Below are 16,470 nucleotides of genomic sequence, written 5' to 3' on the forward strand. Positions count from 1 at the left end.
GGGTCATCGCGAGCCGACCGACCGAGCGCCGCCGCGCGCCAGCGTGAGCCCGCCGAGCACGACTCCGGCGGCGCCCAGCCCGACCGCGAAAATGGCGCCCGCCACACCGTTTCCGGTGCCCAGACCGCCGGCGGCATTGGCGCCGTGGACGGCGCCGACGCTCGCGCTGAGCAGCCCCAGCGTCAGGGCGGCGACGGCTCGCGCCGGTGTGCCCGGGGTGTGGCGAGCACGGAATGCCAGGATGCCCACGACCACGCTGAGCAAGCCGATCAGGGCGGCGGTGGTGGGCACCGTGCGGCCGACGCCGAGTTCGTAGCCCGCGGCGAGCACCGGGGCGTGGGTGGCGGCGGCCAGGTCGAGGACAGACATGGGAATCCTTCCGATCGAAGGACCTGTGCCGCCGGGTGATTCGCGGCGGCACCGGGTCGCTACCGCAGATCGTCCCGCTGCCGGGCAGCGGTCGGCGACGGCCACCAAGCGGCAGCCGGTGGGCGGTTCGGCGTACCCGGCCGGCGGCGAACCGCGCGTTTCGACGTAGGCGGTCGCGCGCTGCGGCGTACGTTCTCGCGGGCCGGGAAACCTATGATCGGCACATGCAGGATCGCGTGCCCCGGTTCCGCCCCGCGACCTGGATCCAGGACGTGCTGCTGGCGGCGTTCATCACGGTGATGCAGGTGCAGGGCACCGTGGTCCGCCATGCCGGGCAGCCCGAAGCGGTGCTGCGCCCGCTCTCGGAATTCGGCGGTCTCGGCTACCTGCTGCTGGTCGTGCCGGGCGTGGCGCTGGTGCTGCGAAGGCGGCTGCCGGTGCCGGTGTTCGCGGTGACCGCGCTGGCCAGCGCGGGCTACTACCTGCTGGACTTCCCGGACGGACCGGGCTGGTTGAGCCTGTTCGTCGCGATCTACACGCTGACCGCGCACGGGGACGGACGGCGGTCGCTGTTCACGGCCGGTGCGGGCATTGTCGTGCTGGCCGGCATCTGGCTGGCCGCGGCCACCGATGTCGAACCGCCGGCGGCGATCGGCTGGGTGTACTTCCGGATCGGCGCGTCGATCATGAGCGCCGCGCTGGGGGAGAGCGTGCGGTCCCGGAAATACATTGCGGCGCAGGCGGTGGAGCGCGCCGAGGCGGCCGAGCGGACCCGGGAGGAGGAAGCCCGGGCCCGGGTCGACGCGGAACGGCTGCGGATCGCGCGGGAGGTCCACGACACCGTCGCGCATGCCATCGCCATCATCAATGTGCAGGCGGGCGTCACCGCGCACGTCCTCGACAAGCGGCCCGAACAGGCTCGCGAGACCCTGCGGACCATCGAGCGCACCAGTTCGCGGGCCTTGTCGGAGATGCGCGCCATCCTCGGCGTGCTGCGCGACGACAGCGACGGCCGGGTACCGCATCCCGGGCTCGAGCAGCTCGGCGAACTGGCCGTCATGGCGCGCGAGGCCGGACTCGAGGTCGAACTCGATCTGCCCGCACCGCCGCCCGCACCGAGCGCGGTCGGCACGGCCGTGTATCGCGTGGTGCAGGAGTCGATCACCAATGTCATCCGGCACGCCGGGCCGACCCGGGTCTCCATCGCCCTGCGGCAGCGGGAGGACGGCCTCGAGGTGCGGGTCACCGACGCGGGCCGAGGGGCGAAAACCGTTGCGGCAGCGCATCGTGACACCGACATCGGACCGGCGGCCGGCCGCGGCATCACCGGCATGCGGGAACGCTGCCGGCTGCTCGGCGGCGACCTCGACGCGGGACCGCTACCGCACGGCGGGTTCGCGGTCACCGCGCGGCTGCCGCTGACCGGAACGAGCACCGAATGAATCCCGCATCCGGCAGCGCGCCGATCAAGGTCCTGCTCGCCGACGACGAACGCTTGGTGCGCTCGGGGTTCCGGCTGCTGCTCGACACCGAGGAGGACATCACCGTGGTCGGTGAAGCCGCCACCGGCGTGGAGGCCGTCCAGCAGGCGCACGCGCTGCGCCCGGACGTCGTCCTGATGGATATCCGCATGCCGAAACTCGACGGGATCGAAGCCACCCGCGCCATCGTGGAAACCGCCGGCCTGCACGATGTTCGGGTCCTCATCCTCACCACCTACGACACCGACGCCCACGTCTTCGAGGGTCTGCAGGCCGGAGCCAGCGGCTTCCTGCTCAAGGACGCCGGTCCCGCCGAACTGCTGCACGCCATCCGCGTCATCGCCGCCGGCGAAGCCCTGCTGGCCCCGCGCGTGACCCGCCGCCTCATCGCCCGCTTCGCCGCCATGCAGCACGCGAACACCGCCGCCGCCCAGCAACTCTCGGCCCTCACCGATCGCGAACGCACCGTGCTGGCCCTGGTCGGCCAGGGCATGAGCAATACCGAAATAGGCGCCGAACTGTTCCTCAGCCCCGCCACCGCCCGCACCCACGTCAGCCACGCCATGACCAAACTCGGCGCCCGCGACCGCGCCCAACTGGTCGTGATCGCCTACCGCACCGGCCTGGTCACTCCTTGACCCCGATCCCGTTCACATGCGCGATATTCGCCGCATCCACCGGATCCGCACTGACCACACCCCCGAACCAAGCATCCAGAATCTCCCCCAACAGCGCCCGCGAAGTAAGCCGCAAACTCAAAGCCAGCACATTCGCGTCATTCCACTTCCGAGCCCCCTCAGCCGTATACGCATCCACACACAACGCCGCCCGCACCCCCGGAACCTTGTTGGCCGCAATAGAAGCCCCCGTCCCCGTCCAGCAACACACCACCGCCTGTTCCGCCCGCCCCTCCACCACATCCCGAGCGGCGGCCTCGCTCGCCCAGGCCCAGTCATCGCGTTCCGCGGCGGCGAGGGCCCCGTGCACGACCACCTCGTGCCCCCGCTCCCGCAACTCCGCCACCACCGCCCCGGCCACCCCGGTGTCCTCGTCCGCCGCAACCGAAATCCGCATGGCCGCAGGATCAGAGGACTTCGGCGATATCGACGGCAGCCACGGCCAACCTGAGCCACTGCTCCAATTGATTTACATCGGAACAGTTCTCGATCTTCGACATAACCTCGTCGGTCACGTCGAACCCACGAGCCTCGAGCACCGTGATCAGAGCCCGGGCCGCTTCGGTCGTGCGGCCTTTCGCTTCCCCTTCGGCGAGGCCTTCAGCGTGTCCCTTGGCGGCCAGCTCTCGGAAGGTATCGCTCAGATATTCACGCTGTGAGGTAGTCATCAATGCCTCCAATGTGGAACGAGCACCCCGGGACAATGTGGAGAGGACGAGGTCGTAATACATGTTAGCCCGCTCTGAACTGCGGCTACCCGGTTCGGACGCGAGTCCGTCCAATGCGGCCGGCCGGGGGCGTGTCGGCGGGCAGGGGTCAGTTGTTGGCGGCGCGGGCCAGCTCTTCGGGGTAGCGGGCGCCCGCTACCGCGGCGGCGGGGGCGGCGGCTTCGATGCGGGCGAGATCCTCGGGGGTGAGGGTGATTTCGGTGGCGGCTACGTTCTGTTCGAGGTAGGTGCGGCGTTTGGTGCCGGGGATGGGGACCACGTCGGCGCCGCGGCTCTGGACCCAGGCGAGGGCCAATTGGCCGGGGGTGATGTCTTTTTCGGCGGCGATGATGCGCAGGGCCTCGACGATGGCGAGGTTGGCGTCGAGGTTGCCGTCGGTGAAGCGGGGGAGGCGGCGGCGGAGGTCGTCGGCGGCCAGGTCGGTGGTGGAAGTTATTGCGCCGGTGAGGAATCCGCGGCCCAAGGGGGAGAAGGGGACTATGCCGATGCCGAGTTCGCGGCAGACCGGCGCGACTTCGGCTTCGATATCGCGGGTCCACAGGGACCACTCCGATTGCAGGGCGGTGACCGGGTGGACGGCGTGAGCGCGGCGGATGCTGTCGGGGGAGGCTTCGGAAATGCCCAGGTAGCGGACCTTTCCGGCCTGGACCAGTTCGGCCAGTGCGCCCCAGGTTTCCTCGACGGGCACGTTCGGGTCCACGCGATGCTGGTAGTAGAGGTCGATGTGGTCCACGCCGAGCCGCGTCAGGGATTCGTCGGCGCACTGCTTGACGTACGCCGCGTCGCCGCGCGCGCCCATGGAACCGCCTTCGCCCCAGACGATTCCGAACTTGGTGGCCAGCACCACCTCGTCCCGCCGCCCGGCGATCGCCTTGCCGACCAATCGTTCATTGGTTTCCGGGCCGTACACGTTCGCCGTATCCAGCAGCGTCACACCGAGATCCAGCGCCCGATGGATGGTGGCGATCGATTCGGCCTCGTCGTCGTGCGCCCCGTACGCGTGACTCATGCCCATGCAGCCGAGCCCCTGGGCGCTCACGGTCAGCTCGCCGAGTTTCCTGGTCGCGATCATGCGGGAGATCCTCCTGATAGAGCCGGATGTCTGTGGTGAGCCGTGCTCACCCCAGCGACGCTACGGCTTGGAGCGCACTCCAAGTCAAGCGGCGGCGAGCCCCAGCGAGGCGACCAGCGCGCGCAGCTCGTCCAGGTACAACGCCGCGGGATCGGTGATCTGCGTGCCGAGCACGCCGTCGAGTTCGAGAATGACGAGGCCGTGCATGCGGCCCCAGATGCGCAGTGCCACAGCGAGAGTCGCCGGCTCGAGCCCGGGGAAGCGTTCCCGCGCCACAGCGGTGAAGGCCGGATCCATCTCCGCCCAGGTGTAGGTGTGACCGCTGCCGTCGACCTGCGCCGCCGCTGCCAGGCCGACCAGTCCGAGGCACAGCTCGTAATCACCGGTCGCATCGACGTGCTGGGCCGCGGCGCTGAAGACCAGCCGGAACTCGTGCGGGTGCGCCAACGCCCAGGCGCGATACGCCAGCCCGTGGGCGATGACCTGCGCACCGGGCGTCGCGGCGGTGGCGCGGGCCGCGGCCAGTTCCCGGCTCAACTCGGCACGCAACTCGCCGGCCAGGGCGGCCAGCAGCGCCTCGCGGGTGGCGAAATACGTGTACGCACTCCCCGACGCCATACCCAGTTCCCGGGCGATGGCCCGCAGCGACACCGCGTCCACGCCCTCGGCGACCAGATGGCGCAGCGCGGTGTCCTTGATCTCCGCGGTGGTCTCGGCACGACGGCGTTCACGGCGGGTGGCGGGCGGCATGTGCTCGAGCATACAGTGCCCGAACTTCGATCGCCGGTTGAAACTTGAGCGGTGCTCAATTATTGTTCAGTCGTCAGTCAGTTCTAGGAGAGTTGAGATCGACATGGATATTCGTGGCTACGAGCTCGGCCCGATCACGGCCGAAGCCGCCTTCACCTCCGATTTCGCCGTCGCACCCGAGGTGCCGATGGCCGATCTGGTGAACAAGCAGGAGATCGAACGCCGGATCATGGACGACCGCCCCGGCATGCTCATGAAGTACATGCCCGCCCGCTACGACGCCGTCACCGGCCGGATCCTCACCGGCGGCCGCTACCTGTTCGACACCTGGGCGAATGTCGAGGAGTACCGCCGCTTCACCGCCGAGGAACTCGAGTTCGAACCGGGCGTCAAGTTCTGGAGCCGCCCCTTCTTCCTCGGCGTGGACCGGCACATCTGGCGCGTCGCCGGCGCGCACAACTTCAGCCCGATCGGTGATCACGCCGTCGACCGCTTCGAGCGCTTCACCTACGCCGGCGGCGACCCCCGCGCCGTGCTAGAGGAAGCCTGGCCGCAACTGCGCGACGCGGCCGAGGAGCAGCGGCTGGGCGCCGCCTGGCTGCTCTACCAGCCGCAGGAGCGGCAGATCGCTATCCACGCCGTCGCCGCCGCCGCACCCGGCCCGGACCCGGTGGCCGCGGCCGAATCCGCGATCGCCGACCTGGCCGCCCGGCCGTCCTTGGGTGCCCTGCTGCCGTCGAACCTCAACGCGCACAAGGTCTTCGACCGCACCGCACTGGTCGTCTCGCTCTGGCTGCCCCGCTCCCGCCGCGCCGGCGGCGTACCGACCGCCAACCCGATGACGCCCCCGCTGCCCGCCTGGACCGTGCCCCCGCAGCAGTCCTGAGCCGCCCTACCGGGCGGCGCGTTCCTCGGCGATCACGCGCAGCCGCCGCAGCGATCGCGACATCCCGTCCAGCGCGAGATTGTCCCGAGGCTTGCCGAACGGCCCCGACCAGCGCAGCAGTTTCGACAGGAACGCGGCATCGGGCCAATCCCGGTACTCCGTCACCATCGTCCCGCCGTGCTCCGGACGCAACCGGTACCCCCATCGAGTGCCGATGAGATGAACGCGGAATTCGAAGTGCCGCAACGGATCCACCACCGTCACCTCGCACGGCGTGGCCCACGGCACCGGCCCGATCCGGTTGAACCCCACGAACCACCGGCCGGATTCCGGTGCGCCGGACCATGAAATACGCAGTGCCGCACGGTTTTCCGGACTCCATCGCCCCATGCGGGTGACATCGGAGACCATCGCCCACACCGCGTCCACGGGCGCCTCGACGAAGGTCGAGCACTCGTCCCGGATCCCGTCCGCGATCCGGCTGCGGGTCACATCACCGGGTCGTCGCGCCAGCGCACGCCACATGCCCTCAGTGTCTCAGACGGATCCATCGAGGGCTAGTGGCGTGCGCGCAGGGCGGTTCAGGCCTGGATCACTTCGACGTTGACCAGGGCTCCGAGGGAATCGCAGCTGGCCCAGGACTGGTTCTGCCCGTACTGCACCGGGCCGTACTTCCAGTAGGTGAAGGGCACGGGCCAGGCCACGCAGGTGAGTTTCACCTGATGCCAGGTCGGCAGCTCGCAATTGGCCATTCCGCCGGTATTGAAGATGTTGTAGACGTGGCAGTTGGCTTGCCATACCGGAACATCGGCCTGGGCGGCGCCGCCGCCGGCGATTACGAGACCCGCGGTGGCAGTGGCGGCGAATACGCCGGCAGCAAGCCGCTTCGCAGATAGCATTTCGACCTCCTGAATTGGATGTTGTTGTGGAAAACATCGGACACCGGTCGCGCTTGTTACTCAGCATTCAGGTTTTCCGGGAATCGCGGAAGTAATCGCCTGATTTGCCGGACCGGAATTTATTTCAGGAAGTTCCTCGAAAATGCGAAAACGCCCCGCACGAATTCGTGCGGGGCGCTCCGGGTATTGCGATCGACTAGACGTTCACGCCGACCCGCAGCGCGTGCGGTTCGATCGCGCCGCGGACCAGGGCCCGCTCGTCGATGGTCTCGGCCCGGTACGGCAGGGCCGGGAGCGTGGCGGTCATCTTCGCGACCGGATCCTCGATGGCCTTCGGCGTGCCGAAGATGAAGGTCCACTCGTGCTCGTCCGACACGTAGGGGACGACGGTCTCGAAGAGGTTGTGGAACCGGGTCCACGACCGCTTCAGGGTCTCGTTGCGCCACATGGTCTGACAGCCGGCCTGGGCGGCGAGCACGCCACCCTCGGCCAGCAGCGCCTTACAGCGGTTGAGGAAGTCGTCCTCGTACAGGCGGTTGTGCTGGGCATCCTCGACGCGTTCGTCGGGGAGGTCGATGCAGATGAGGTCGTAGCGGGTGCCCGCCGCCTCGGCCTGGGCCAGGAAGTCCCAGCCGTCGGCGTAGTGCATCTTGATCGGACCGGTCTGCGCCACGGCCTCGGCGAGGTCGGCCTGGCTGTAACCGTAGGGGAGGTGCTCGGCGCACATCTCCACCTCGAGCTGGTCGATGTCGACGTGATCGACGAGCGAAGCGCCCGCGGCCACCGACATCTGCGAGGCGACGCCCTCACCGGAACCGATGATGAGCACCTTCTCCAGCTTCTCGGCCAGCGCGTACCCCGGGACCAGCATGGCCTCGTGGTAGGTGAGCTGCGAGAACTCGGTGGACTGGCGATCGTCGTCGGAGAACAGGGACCGGCCCTGCTCGGTCTCCGCGATCACCATGTGCTGGTACGGGGTGTTGGTGTCGACGATGACCTCGGACATGTTCCACACCCGGGTCAGGCCCTCGCCGACCGGCTCGTGGATCCGGCGGGCGCTGTGGCCGCGCTGGATGACCTCCATGTTCACCGACTTCGGCGAAAGCTCCTGCTGCAGCAGCTCGACGGCCTTGGTGGCGCCGGCTCCGATACTGCCGCAAGTGAATACGTCGACGAAGATGTCGCCCGATTCCGGGTAGGTGTGAATCGAGGCATGCGACTCGGAAAGCAGAGCCAGGATGGTGGCACCCTGCGGCTCGAACTTCTTGCGCACGACATCGCAGATGGTCACCCCCGCGGCGACCAACGATTTTCGAAGCGCGGTTTCGAGTCGTTCGATGTCATCGCAGAGATCAGCGTCGACACCACCGAACTCGGCCAGCACGTGCCAGCCGGTGAATTCTGCCGTCATGGCTAAACTCACTCTCGCTCAGCGCCAATGACATGAACAGTCAGAGGCGGAAAACCGTTGAAGGACACCGACGAATAGCTCGCCGTATAGGCGCCGGTTTCGAGGATTCGAATGGAATCACCGGCTCGCAACGTGGTCGGAAGAAGGACCCGCGTGCGTTGATAGAGTACATCGTCGCCATCGCACGTCGGTCCGGCGACCACCGCCTCGTCCACCGGATCGCCATCGCGATCGGTCTGGAAACGGTATGCGATGTACTCGTTCTCGGTTTCGGCCATGCCGTTGTACCGGCCGATGTCGAGGTATATCCAGCGCCGCCCGTCCGGCGCCACACGAACATTCACCACTTCGCCGTGGATCACGCCGGTATTGCCCACCAGGGCGCGACCGGGTTCCACGACGAGCGAGGTGTGTTCCGGGAGGTGCGCGGCGGCCGCAGCCGCGATCACCGCACCGAGTTCGCCGACGCCGGGAGCCGGGTCCGCGTACGAAATGGGAAGGCCGCCACCGATATTCACGGAGGTGACCGGAATGTCCTTGACCGCCAACGCTTCTGAGATGGCGCCGGCCTGCTCGATGCCGATCTGCCAGGCGATGGGATCGAGCTGCTGCGACCCCACATGGAAGTACGGCCCGGCGACCCGCAGTCCGAGATCACGCGCCCGCACCAGCAGGTGCACGGCTTCGCCCGGCGCACAACCGAACTTGGTGCCGAACGGCGTCTGCGATTGCGGCGCGGAGGCCAGGAACCGGCATTCCACTTCGGACCCGGGCGCGTGCTCGGCGATGCGCTGCACGTCGTCCTCGGTGTCGAAGGCGTAGCGCCGCACGCCGAGCGCGTACGCGGTGGCGATCTGCGAGGCCTTCTTGATGGGATTGTCGTAGCACATGGCGGCCGGGTCGACGCCCTGCGCGAGGCAGAGCTCGATCTCTCCGATGGACGCGACGTCGAACTCTGCGCCCTCGTCATTCAGTAGCCGGATGATCTCCGGGACGGGACTCGCCTTGACGGCGAAGCGAATTCGCGCGGTGGGTAGCGCGGCTTGCAGGGCGCGGTAGTTCGCGCGCACCCGGTCCAGGTCGATGACGAGGCAGGGCGATTCGGGCAGGTTTCGGCCGGTCAATCTAAGGGAACTCTTTTCGATCGGGCGCGCAGGCGGCGATAGGCAACAGGGGGCGACACTACACGTGATGGGCCGCGGAAAACTAACCGATGGTCGGTCGACTTCGTCACGGTACCGCCCGGACGGTGCAGTAATCGGGTCCGAATCCTGACAAAAGGGTGAACGACGAACGCCGCCCCGGTGGGACGGCGTTCGAGGGGAATCGGGCGAATCAGCCCGCGCTGATGCTCAGTTCGTCGAAGACGACCTCACCGGCGGCATCGGATTCGGCCAGGTCGACGACCGCGTCCAGGGACCAGCCGTGATCGCCGGCCGGGTCGTCGAGCACCTGGCGCACATGCCAGAAGCCAGGGCGTTGCTCGACCTGGAACAGCTTCGGGCCGCGCGCGTTCGGGCCGGTGCCGATGGACTCGTACTCGGCGAAATAGGGAGCCAGGTCGGTTTCCCAGTCCAGGTTGTCCTCGTACTCGTCGAGGGCCGCCCAGCGGTGTAGCGCGGCCAGTTCGACGCGGCGGAACATGGCGTTGCGCACCAGCACCCGGAAGGCGCGTTCGTTGGCGGAGATGGGCCGCACGGTCTCGGCGCCGAACGCGATCTGCTGATCGTCGGATTCCGCGCCCGGATTGGTGAGCTGTTCCCATTCGTCCAAGAGGCTCGAATCGACCTGGCGGATGAGCTCGCCCAGCCATTCGGTGATGTCGTCGAGTTCCTCGGTGCGGGCCTGCTCGGGCACGGTCCGCCGCAGGGCGCGATAGGCGTCGGCGAGATAGCGCAGCACCACGCCTTCCGAGCGCGCGAGTTCGTACTGCGAGACCAGTTCGGCGAAGGTCAGCGAGCGCTCCACCATTTCCCGCACCACGGACTTGGGCGACGGCTCGAATTCCGAGACCCACGGATGCCCGCCCTTGTAGGTCTCGAAGGCGGGTTCGATGAGTTCCGCCAGGGGTTTGGGCCAGGTGACCTCTTCGAGGAGCTCCATGCGTTCCTCGTATTCGATCCCGTCGGCTTTCATTTCCGCGACGGCCGCCCCGCGCGCCTTGTGCTGCTGGGCCATGAGCAGCTGGCGCGGATCCTCCAGGGTGGATTCGATGAGCGAGATGACATCGAGGGTGTAGGTCGGCGATTCCTTGTCCAGCAGTTCGAACGCCGCCAGCGCGAAGGGGGAAAGCGGCTGGTCGAGGGCGAAATCGCGTTGCAGATCCACCATCAGCCGGGCGTGCCGGCCGAATTCGTCGGGCTCGTCGAGCTGCTGCACCACACCCGCGTCGCGCAGCGCCCGGTACAGCTTGATGGCCTTGAGAATGTGTTTGCGCTGCGCCGCCCGCGGTTCGTGATTCTCTTCCAGCAGGTGCCGCATGGCGTAGAAGCAATTGCCTTTGCGCGCAATCACATTCAGCAGCATGGCATTGGTGACATTGAACCGGGATTGCATGGCCTCGGGGGAGGCCGCGACCAGCCGGTCGAAAGTCTCCTCCGACCAGGACACGAATCCTTCGGGCGGCTTGCGTTTCTGGACTTTCTTGAGCTTCTTGGGATCGTCACCGGCCTTGGCGATGGCCTTGGCGTTCTCCACTTCGTGTTCGGGCGCCTGCACCACGACGGTGCCGAGGGTGTCGTATCCGGCGCGACCGGCCCGCCCCGAGATCTGATGGAATTCGCGGGCGTTCAAGCGCCGGGTGCGCACCCCGTCGTATTTGGTGAGCCCGGTCAGCAGCACCGTGCGAATGGGCACATTGATGCCGACGCCCAGGGTGTCGGTGCCGCACACCACTTTCAGCAGCCCGTCCTGCGCGAGTTTCTCCACCAGCCGCCGGTATTTGGGCAGCATGCCCGCGTGATGCACGCCGATGCCGTGCCGGATGAAACGCGAGAGCGTCTTGCCGAAACCGGTGGCGAACCGGAATTCGCCCAGCGCCTCCGCGATCGCCTCCTTCTCGGTCTTGGAGGACATGTTCACGCTCATCAGCGCCTGGGCCCGCTCCATGGCCGCGGCCTGGGTGAAATGCACGACGTACACCGGCGCGAGACTGGTGGTGACCAGATCCTCGAGGGTCTCGGTGATGGGTGTGCGGACGTAGGAAAAGCTCAGCGGCACCGGACGTTCGGTGCCGGACACGATCGCGGTCGGCCGTCCGGTGCGTTTCGTCAGATCCTCGGCGAAGAAGTCGACCTCGCCGAGCGTGGCCGACATGAGCAGGAATTGCGCGTTCGGCAGTTCGATCAGCGGCACCTGCCACGCCCAGCCGCGATCGGGATCGGCGTAGTAGTGGAATTCGTCCATGATGACCTGGCCGACCGGTGCGCTCGCGCCTTCGCGCAGCGCCAGATTCGCCAGGATCTCGGCGGTCGCGCAGATGATCGGCGCATCCGGGTTGACCGCCGCGTCGCCGGTCACCATGCCGACCTTGTCCGCGCCGAACACCTCGCACAGCGCGAAGAACTTCTCGCTCACCAGGGCTTTGATCGGCGCGGTGTAGTAGCTGCGCTCACCTTTGTTCAGCGCCGCGAAATGCGCGCCCAGGGCGACCATCGACTTACCCGAACCGGTCGGGGTGTTGAGGATGACGTTCGCCCCGGTCACCAGCTCCAGCAGCGCCTCTTCCTGCGCCGGGTACAGCGAGAACCCTTCCCCGGAAGCCCAATCGGCGAATGTCTCGTACAGCCACTCCGGATCCACATCGGGCACGGCACGGTCGGGAACCAATTCGGACAGCTGCACGGCGACCAACGTTACCGGTCCGCCCGGGAGCGGCCGGTATCGGTGCGCCGCGCGTCCGGCGACGCGACGGGACTAACGCAGCGGGTTGTCGCCTTCGCCTTCGCTGAAACCGCCCTGCTCGGCGAGGAACTTCTCGAACTCCGCGCCCAGCTCGTCACCGGTGGGCAGTTCGTTCTCGCTGGCCAGCAGGCTGGACTGGCGCTCCTGCGCGGTGACGAAGCTGTCGTACTGGCGCTCCAGCGCCTGCACCACGGTCTCGACCTCGGAATTGCCGGCGATGTGCTCGTTGACCTGTTCGCGCACCTTCGCCGCCTCGATGGTCAGGGCGGCCAGCGGCAGTTCCAGGCCCGCGTTCTCGGCCACGTTCTCCAGCAGCGTCTGCGCGGCCTCGGGGTAGGCGGTCTGGGTCAGGTAGTGCGGCACGTGCACCGAGAAGCCGACCGATTCGTGGCCGTGCTGGGCCATCCGGTACTCCAGCAGCGAGGACGCGCTGCCCGGCACCTGCAGCTCGCCCGGCCAGCGCTGGTGGTCGCCGATCAGGTCACTGTCGCTGGCGTGCGCGGTCACCCCGAGCGGGCGGGTGTGCGGGATCGCCATCGGGATCGCGCTCAGGCCGATGGTCCGGCGCACCCCCAGCTGCTCGGACAGCAAACGCACCGCGGTGACGAACTTCTCCCACCGCAGGTCCGGTTCCAGTCCGGACAGCAGCAGGAACGGCGTCCCGGCGGTGTCCTTGAGCGCCCACAGATTGAGCTCGGGCTCGGTGTAATCGGAGAAATGATCGGTCTTGAACATCATGAGCGGACGGCGCGACCGGTAGTCGAGCAGTTCGTCCATATCGAAGGAGGCCACCAGTTCGGCCTCCAGGCTCTCCCGCAGGTGGGTGGTCGCCAGCCGGACCGCGTGCCCCGCGTCCGTGAAACCTTCCAGACCGTGCACCAGCACCGGGCCGGCGCCGTCCTCGGACGACAACTGGGGAGCCGGGAACTCCAGTTCATACATGCGCGACTCATAGTCCGCCATCGCGTACTCCTCTCCTGCGTGGTCCGCCTCGCGGTGCGAGGAACGCGGCGACCCATCTGCCGCGACTGCCAACTCGCTCTCGGCGCGGTACCGGACCATTCATATTGTCCCTCATGCGTCGGCAGCACGTGCACTGCCCGCACCCCGGCTGCAACACGCCGTGGGGTCACCGGCATTCCCGGGTGTCGTGAGACACGCATTCCGGGGACTCGCCGCGCGGCGTGGCATTCGGTGTGAACAGCCGAAATTCGGCATAGTGGACGCGTGATCGCGCCCGATTCGCCGGGTCCGCGGCTTGTCTCAGTACTCGTGCCGAGGTGTTCCACGCCCGCGCCGGAACCGAGCCGCACACCCGCTCGCAGCCTGTCCCGCAAACCCGTCCGCGCCGTGGGCGCCGCCGTGCTCGGCTGTCTGCTCGCCGCCTGCGGGACCGAGGTGTCGGGCCAGCCGGTCTCGGCGCGCGGTCCGGTGACGAGCGCGCCCGTGGACGACTCGCTGTCTCGATTGCTGCCCGACGCGGCGAAATTCCCCAAGAAGTACGCGGCGATCACGCTGCCGGCCGATACCGCCACCCAGGCCGCCAACGACCTCGACGGCATACTGCCGGGCGCACAGGTGGATCCGAGCGCGTGCGCGCCGAGCGCGCCGACCGCCGGGCCCGCGGTCATGGTCGGCACCGACGATGCCACCCGAGCCACCCTCACCGTGGAGCTGACCCGCAGCGATCAGCCGCTGTCGGGGCTGCGAGATCAATTGCAGCGCTGCGGAACCGTGCGGGTGGGGCATTCCGGCACCACCGCCACCATCACCACCGAACTCGATCCGCCGCCGCCGCTGGACGCCGACGACACCTTGGCGCTGCGGCGCACCGTGCGCTCCGGCACCGGCTCCGCGGGCACCACGCGCAGCATGCAGACGCTGCTGGGGCAGGTCGGGGATGTCCGGATCAATGTCACCTACATGTCTTTCGCCGACGGCAGAACCGATGCCGAGGCCCTGGATTCGCTGTTCACCACCGCGGTGAGCAAGGTGCGCAAGGGCTGAGACCGCCGGAAGGGAGCCGACCCCTATCACCTCTCGGCTCCCGGCCATCCGCAATCAGCAGAGCGATCCGGTGGACGAACCCATATTGAAGGAGCCGGTGCCCGAACCCGAGTTCGCGGAACCGCTTCCGGCCGAACCCGACCCGGCCGAACCGGAACCCGCGGAGCCGCTGGGCATCCACCAGCAGCCGCCGCCGTTGCCCTTGCCCACGTAGTAGGTGACGGTCGAGATGGAGCCGCTCTGCTTGACCTGCACCGTGTACAGCTTGGCCTCGGTCGGGCTCCACGGCTTGGTTGCCGTGGTCTTGCCGAGCAGATCGGTGACGGCCGGGGCGGTGCCGAGCGAGACGCCGTCGACGATGAATTCCGCGTCGGCGTACTTGGTGGAACCGCTCAGCTCGACCACGATCGAGCAGCCGCCGCTGTCGGTCTTGCACCAGGAACCGGAGCCCTGGCCGATGACCGCGATGCTCTCGATGGCGGCCGACGCCGGGGCGGCCGCGAGCGCCGTGGCGGCCAGCGCGCCCAGCACGCTCGCGCCGAGGGTGAATAGGGACTTCGTCATTACCAACTTCCTTCCGGCGCCGGGGGAGGGCGCCGGGGCGGACGGTACCAGCGCTGGACCAGGCATTTCGGCGAATTCGGAAGTGCTGCAAGGCGATTCGGTTTGGGTATGAATAGGCAGCGTTAGCGGTGCGGGTCACAGACCGCAAGCCGGTGGAATCAGGGGCGGAGAAAGCGGTGGTCAGCGGCGTGCGGAGCGATATTCCGGGCGTGCCGGGGCCGGATTCGCGAGCGGGGTGCGGCTCAGGGCAGCCGGTAGCGGTCCACGAGTTCGGCTCCGAGCCGGGCCAATTCGGCGCGGACGGAATCGGGTCCGGTCACCTCCAGCGCGGCGCCCCAGCCGGCGAGTTGCTGGGCGATCATGAGCGGGGTCGGGGCGGTGATGCGGACCAGGATGCGGCCGTCGGGAACCGGGCCGTCGACCTCGCAATGGCGGCCCTGCTGATGGCGCAGGACGGGCAGCAGTTGCGCCGGAACCAGTACGGTCGCCGCCAGCAGGGCGCGCTGCCCCTCCACCTGCTCGACCACCGCCGACCAGGCTGCCGCGAGATCGAAATCGGCCGGGCGTGACGCGGTTTCGGCGGTGACCTCCACCGCGTCCATCCGATCGACACGGAAAACCCGCTGACCGTGGTCCGTTCCGGCGACCAGATACCAGATGCCGTCCTTGTCCACCAGCCCCCACGGATCGGCGCTTCGGCTACCGCGCGGGCCGTTCGCTCTGCCACGCGCGGCTCCCCGATACTCGAATCGGATTCTGCGGCGGCGCACCACGGCTCGTTGCAGCTCGGCGACCAGCGGCGGCGGCTGGTCGTCGTGCGCACCCCAGCGGGCCGGATCGACCACGACGGCGTCGGCGGCGGCCTCGGCCTCGGCGCGGAAGGTCTGCGGCAAGGCGCGCAGCAGCTTTCGCAGTGCCGATTTGGTGGCGGGTGCGGCGGTTGCGACCGGGCCGAGCAGCAGGAACAGCGCTTGCGCCTCGTCGGCGTTGAGACCGCTGAGATCGGTTCGCGCGCCGCCCACCAGCTGCCACCCGCCACCCCGGCCGGGCTGCGGGTACACCGGAATCCCGGCGGCGGACAGGGCTTCGAGATCGCGGCGCGCGGTGGCCACCGAGATTTCCAGTTCGGCCGCGACCTCGCCCGCCGTCACGCGTCCGCGCTGCTGCATGAACAGCAGCGTCGCTACCAATCGATCCGCTCGCATAATTCGAAATTCTGCCCGGAAAAGTGCTCATTCGGTGAGCACTTTGGGTGCGAGACTGGATACATCCACAACGGAAGAGCTTGAAGGAGAACGACGATGCTGCGTGGCATGGCGACCGTGAACTACTACGCCGACGACCTCGAGGCCGCCAAGGACTGGTACGCCGAATTGCTGGGCGTGCAGCCGTACTTCCAGATGCCCGGCGGCTACTACGAGTTCCGGATCGGCGACTACCAGGCCGAATTGGGCATCATCAACGGGAAGTACGCGCCGAGCCGGCCGGATCAGCCGGGCGGGCAGATCCTCAACTGGCACGTCGAGGACATCGAGGCCGCGTTCGCGCGGCTGCTGGAACTGGGCGCTAAGGAATTCGAGCCGATCACCGAGCGCGGCACGGGGACCGGATTCGTCACCGCATCGGTGGTGGACCCGTTCGGGAATGTGCTGGGCATCATGTACAACCCGCACTATGTGGAGATCCTCGCGCAGACCCGCCCCGCCTAGGGGTGGCGATCGGG

General features: G+C 68.1%; 18 protein-coding genes. 5 read left to right on the forward strand and 13 right to left on the reverse strand.

The features are described 5' to 3' along the window. Positions 1–3: 3 nt before the first annotated feature. Positions 4–369 carry a DUF6223 family protein gene (locus LTV02_RS03535; protein WP_233038371.1) on the reverse strand — a complete coding sequence of 122 codons (366 nt, stop codon included), beginning with the start codon at positions 367–369 and terminating at the stop codon, positions 4–6. Positions 370–593: 224 nt separating this feature from the next. Between LTV02_RS03535 and LTV02_RS03540 the strand changes: the two genes are divergently transcribed. Further along, complete coding sequence (locus LTV02_RS03540; protein ID WP_233038373.1) at positions 594–1,811, forward strand: sensor histidine kinase; 1,218 nt, start codon at positions 594–596, stop codon at positions 1,809–1,811. Then, on the forward strand, positions 1,808–2,488 hold the full coding sequence (locus LTV02_RS03545; RefSeq protein ID WP_233038375.1) for a response regulator transcription factor: 681 nt from the start codon (positions 1,808–1,810) through the stop codon (positions 2,486–2,488). Before LTV02_RS03540 ends, LTV02_RS03545 begins: the two co-directional genes overlap by 4 nt. Here LTV02_RS03545 and LTV02_RS03550 read toward each other — a convergent pair. From LTV02_RS03550 to LTV02_RS03565, 4 genes are all read right to left on the reverse strand, one after another. Then, positions 2,478–2,924 carry an RpiB/LacA/LacB family sugar-phosphate isomerase gene (locus tag LTV02_RS03550; RefSeq protein WP_233038377.1) on the reverse strand — a complete coding sequence of 149 codons (447 nt, stop codon included), beginning with the start codon at positions 2,922–2,924 and terminating at the stop codon, positions 2,478–2,480. The two genes, LTV02_RS03545 and LTV02_RS03550, sit on opposite strands and share 11 nt — an antisense overlap. A gap of 10 nt (positions 2,925–2,934) precedes the next feature. Further along, the gene (locus LTV02_RS03555) at positions 2,935–3,195 is read right to left on the reverse strand and encodes a hypothetical protein (RefSeq protein ID WP_233038379.1); all 261 of its coding nucleotides are present in this window, start codon (positions 3,193–3,195) and stop codon (positions 2,935–2,937) included. Positions 3,196–3,343: 148 nt separating this feature from the next. Further along, complete coding sequence (locus LTV02_RS03560) at positions 3,344–4,327, reverse strand: aldo/keto reductase (protein WP_233038381.1); 984 nt, start codon at positions 4,325–4,327, stop codon at positions 3,344–3,346. 84 nt (positions 4,328–4,411) lie between these two features. Then, positions 4,412–5,077, reverse strand: a complete 666-nt coding sequence (locus LTV02_RS03565) for a TetR/AcrR family transcriptional regulator (RefSeq protein ID WP_233038383.1) — start codon at positions 5,075–5,077, stop codon at positions 4,412–4,414. A 103-nt stretch (positions 5,078–5,180) separates the two neighbouring features. On the opposite strand from LTV02_RS03565, the gene LTV02_RS03570 reads away from it, so the two are divergent. After that, positions 5,181–5,963, forward strand: a complete 783-nt coding sequence (locus LTV02_RS03570) for a hypothetical protein (RefSeq protein ID WP_233038384.1) — start codon at positions 5,181–5,183, stop codon at positions 5,961–5,963. A gap of 6 nt (positions 5,964–5,969) precedes the next feature. On the opposite strand, the gene LTV02_RS03575 is transcribed toward LTV02_RS03570, so the two are convergent. From LTV02_RS03575 to LTV02_RS03600, 6 genes are all read right to left on the reverse strand, one after another. Then, a complete protein-coding gene (locus LTV02_RS03575; protein ID WP_233038393.1) occupies positions 5,970–6,488 on the reverse strand; it encodes an SRPBCC family protein in 519 nt (172 codons plus the stop codon). A gap of 56 nt (positions 6,489–6,544) precedes the next feature. Continuing rightward, entirely contained in the window at positions 6,545–6,862 is a 318-nt protein-coding gene (locus tag LTV02_RS03580; RefSeq protein WP_233038395.1) for a hypothetical protein, read from the reverse strand. A gap of 196 nt (positions 6,863–7,058) precedes the next feature. After that, a complete protein-coding gene (gene speD / locus LTV02_RS03585) occupies positions 7,059–8,273 on the reverse strand; it encodes an adenosylmethionine decarboxylase (RefSeq protein WP_233038405.1) in 1,215 nt (404 codons plus the stop codon). Between the two features lie 8 nt (positions 8,274–8,281). Then, positions 8,282–9,382: a type III PLP-dependent enzyme gene (locus tag LTV02_RS03590; RefSeq protein WP_233041463.1), complete on the reverse strand. Its 1,101-nt coding sequence runs from the start codon at positions 9,380–9,382 to the stop codon at positions 8,282–8,284. A gap of 226 nt (positions 9,383–9,608) precedes the next feature. Beyond that, positions 9,609–12,116: a DEAD/DEAH box helicase gene (locus LTV02_RS03595; RefSeq protein WP_233038407.1), complete on the reverse strand. Its 2,508-nt coding sequence runs from the start codon at positions 12,114–12,116 to the stop codon at positions 9,609–9,611. Between the two features lie 72 nt (positions 12,117–12,188). Next, positions 12,189–13,139 (reverse strand): proteasome assembly chaperone family protein, encoded by a 951-nt coding sequence (locus LTV02_RS03600; RefSeq protein WP_067706974.1) that lies wholly within the window; start codon positions 13,137–13,139, stop codon positions 12,189–12,191. Between the two features lie 309 nt (positions 13,140–13,448). Between LTV02_RS03600 and LTV02_RS03605 the strand changes: the two genes are divergently transcribed. Beyond that, positions 13,449–14,183 carry a sensor domain-containing protein gene (locus LTV02_RS03605; protein WP_233038409.1) on the forward strand — a complete coding sequence of 245 codons (735 nt, stop codon included), beginning with the start codon at positions 13,449–13,451 and terminating at the stop codon, positions 14,181–14,183. 54 nt (positions 14,184–14,237) lie between these two features. Here LTV02_RS03605 and LTV02_RS03610 read toward each other — a convergent pair whose 3' ends face one another. Together LTV02_RS03610 and LTV02_RS03615 are read right to left on the reverse strand one after the other, a co-directional pair. Next, entirely contained in the window at positions 14,238–14,747 is a 510-nt protein-coding gene (locus tag LTV02_RS03610) for a hypothetical protein (protein ID WP_233038411.1), read from the reverse strand. A 242-nt stretch (positions 14,748–14,989) separates the two neighbouring features. Then, positions 14,990–15,952 carry a helix-turn-helix transcriptional regulator gene (locus LTV02_RS03615; protein ID WP_233038413.1) on the reverse strand — a complete coding sequence of 321 codons (963 nt, stop codon included), beginning with the start codon at positions 15,950–15,952 and terminating at the stop codon, positions 14,990–14,992. 96 nt (positions 15,953–16,048) lie between these two features. Here LTV02_RS03615 and LTV02_RS03620 point away from each other — a divergent pair, with 96 nt between their 5' ends. Continuing rightward, complete coding sequence (locus LTV02_RS03620) at positions 16,049–16,456, forward strand: VOC family protein (RefSeq protein ID WP_233038415.1); 408 nt, start codon at positions 16,049–16,051, stop codon at positions 16,454–16,456. Positions 16,457–16,470: the final 14 nt, after the last annotated feature.

The organism is Nocardia yamanashiensis, assembly GCF_021183565.1.
Lineage (GTDB): Bacteria > Actinomycetota > Actinomycetes > Mycobacteriales > Mycobacteriaceae > Nocardia > Nocardia yamanashiensis.

Bases quoted from the DNA above. Each gene is read 5' to 3' on its own strand.
- LTV02_RS03535 (WP_233038371.1), bottom strand. From the start codon at position 369: ATGTCTGTCCTCGACCTGGCCGCCGCCACCCACGCCCCGGTGCTCGCC.
- LTV02_RS03540 (WP_233038373.1), top strand. From the start codon at position 594: ATGCAGGATCGCGTGCCCCGGTTCCGCCCCGCGACCTGGATCCAGGAC.
- LTV02_RS03545 (WP_233038375.1), top strand. From the start codon at position 1,808: ATGAATCCCGCATCCGGCAGCGCGCCGATCAAGGTCCTGCTCGCCGAC.
- LTV02_RS03550 (WP_233038377.1), bottom strand. From the start codon at position 2,924: ATGCGGATTTCGGTTGCGGCGGACGAGGACACCGGGGTGGCCGGGGCG.
- LTV02_RS03555 (WP_233038379.1), bottom strand. From the start codon at position 3,195: ATGACTACCTCACAGCGTGAATATCTGAGCGATACCTTCCGAGAGCTG.
- LTV02_RS03560 (WP_233038381.1), bottom strand. From the start codon at position 4,327: ATGATCGCGACCAGGAAACTCGGCGAGCTGACCGTGAGCGCCCAGGGG.
- LTV02_RS03565 (WP_233038383.1), bottom strand. From the start codon at position 5,077: ATGCCGCCCGCCACCCGCCGTGAACGCCGTCGTGCCGAGACCACCGCG.
- LTV02_RS03570 (WP_233038384.1), top strand. From the start codon at position 5,181: ATGGATATTCGTGGCTACGAGCTCGGCCCGATCACGGCCGAAGCCGCC.
- LTV02_RS03575 (WP_233038393.1), bottom strand. From the start codon at position 6,488: ATGTGGCGTGCGCTGGCGCGACGACCCGGTGATGTGACCCGCAGCCGG.
- LTV02_RS03580 (WP_233038395.1), bottom strand. From the start codon at position 6,862: ATGCTATCTGCGAAGCGGCTTGCTGCCGGCGTATTCGCCGCCACTGCC.
- speD (WP_233038405.1), bottom strand. From the start codon at position 8,273: ATGACGGCAGAATTCACCGGCTGGCACGTGCTGGCCGAGTTCGGTGGT.
- LTV02_RS03600 (WP_067706974.1), bottom strand. From the start codon at position 13,139: ATGGCGGACTATGAGTCGCGCATGTATGAACTGGAGTTCCCGGCTCCC.
- LTV02_RS03610 (WP_233038411.1), bottom strand. From the start codon at position 14,747: ATGACGAAGTCCCTATTCACCCTCGGCGCGAGCGTGCTGGGCGCGCTG.
- LTV02_RS03615 (WP_233038413.1), bottom strand. From the start codon at position 15,952: ATGCGAGCGGATCGATTGGTAGCGACGCTGCTGTTCATGCAGCAGCGC.
- LTV02_RS03620 (WP_233038415.1), top strand. From the start codon at position 16,049: ATGCTGCGTGGCATGGCGACCGTGAACTACTACGCCGACGACCTCGAG.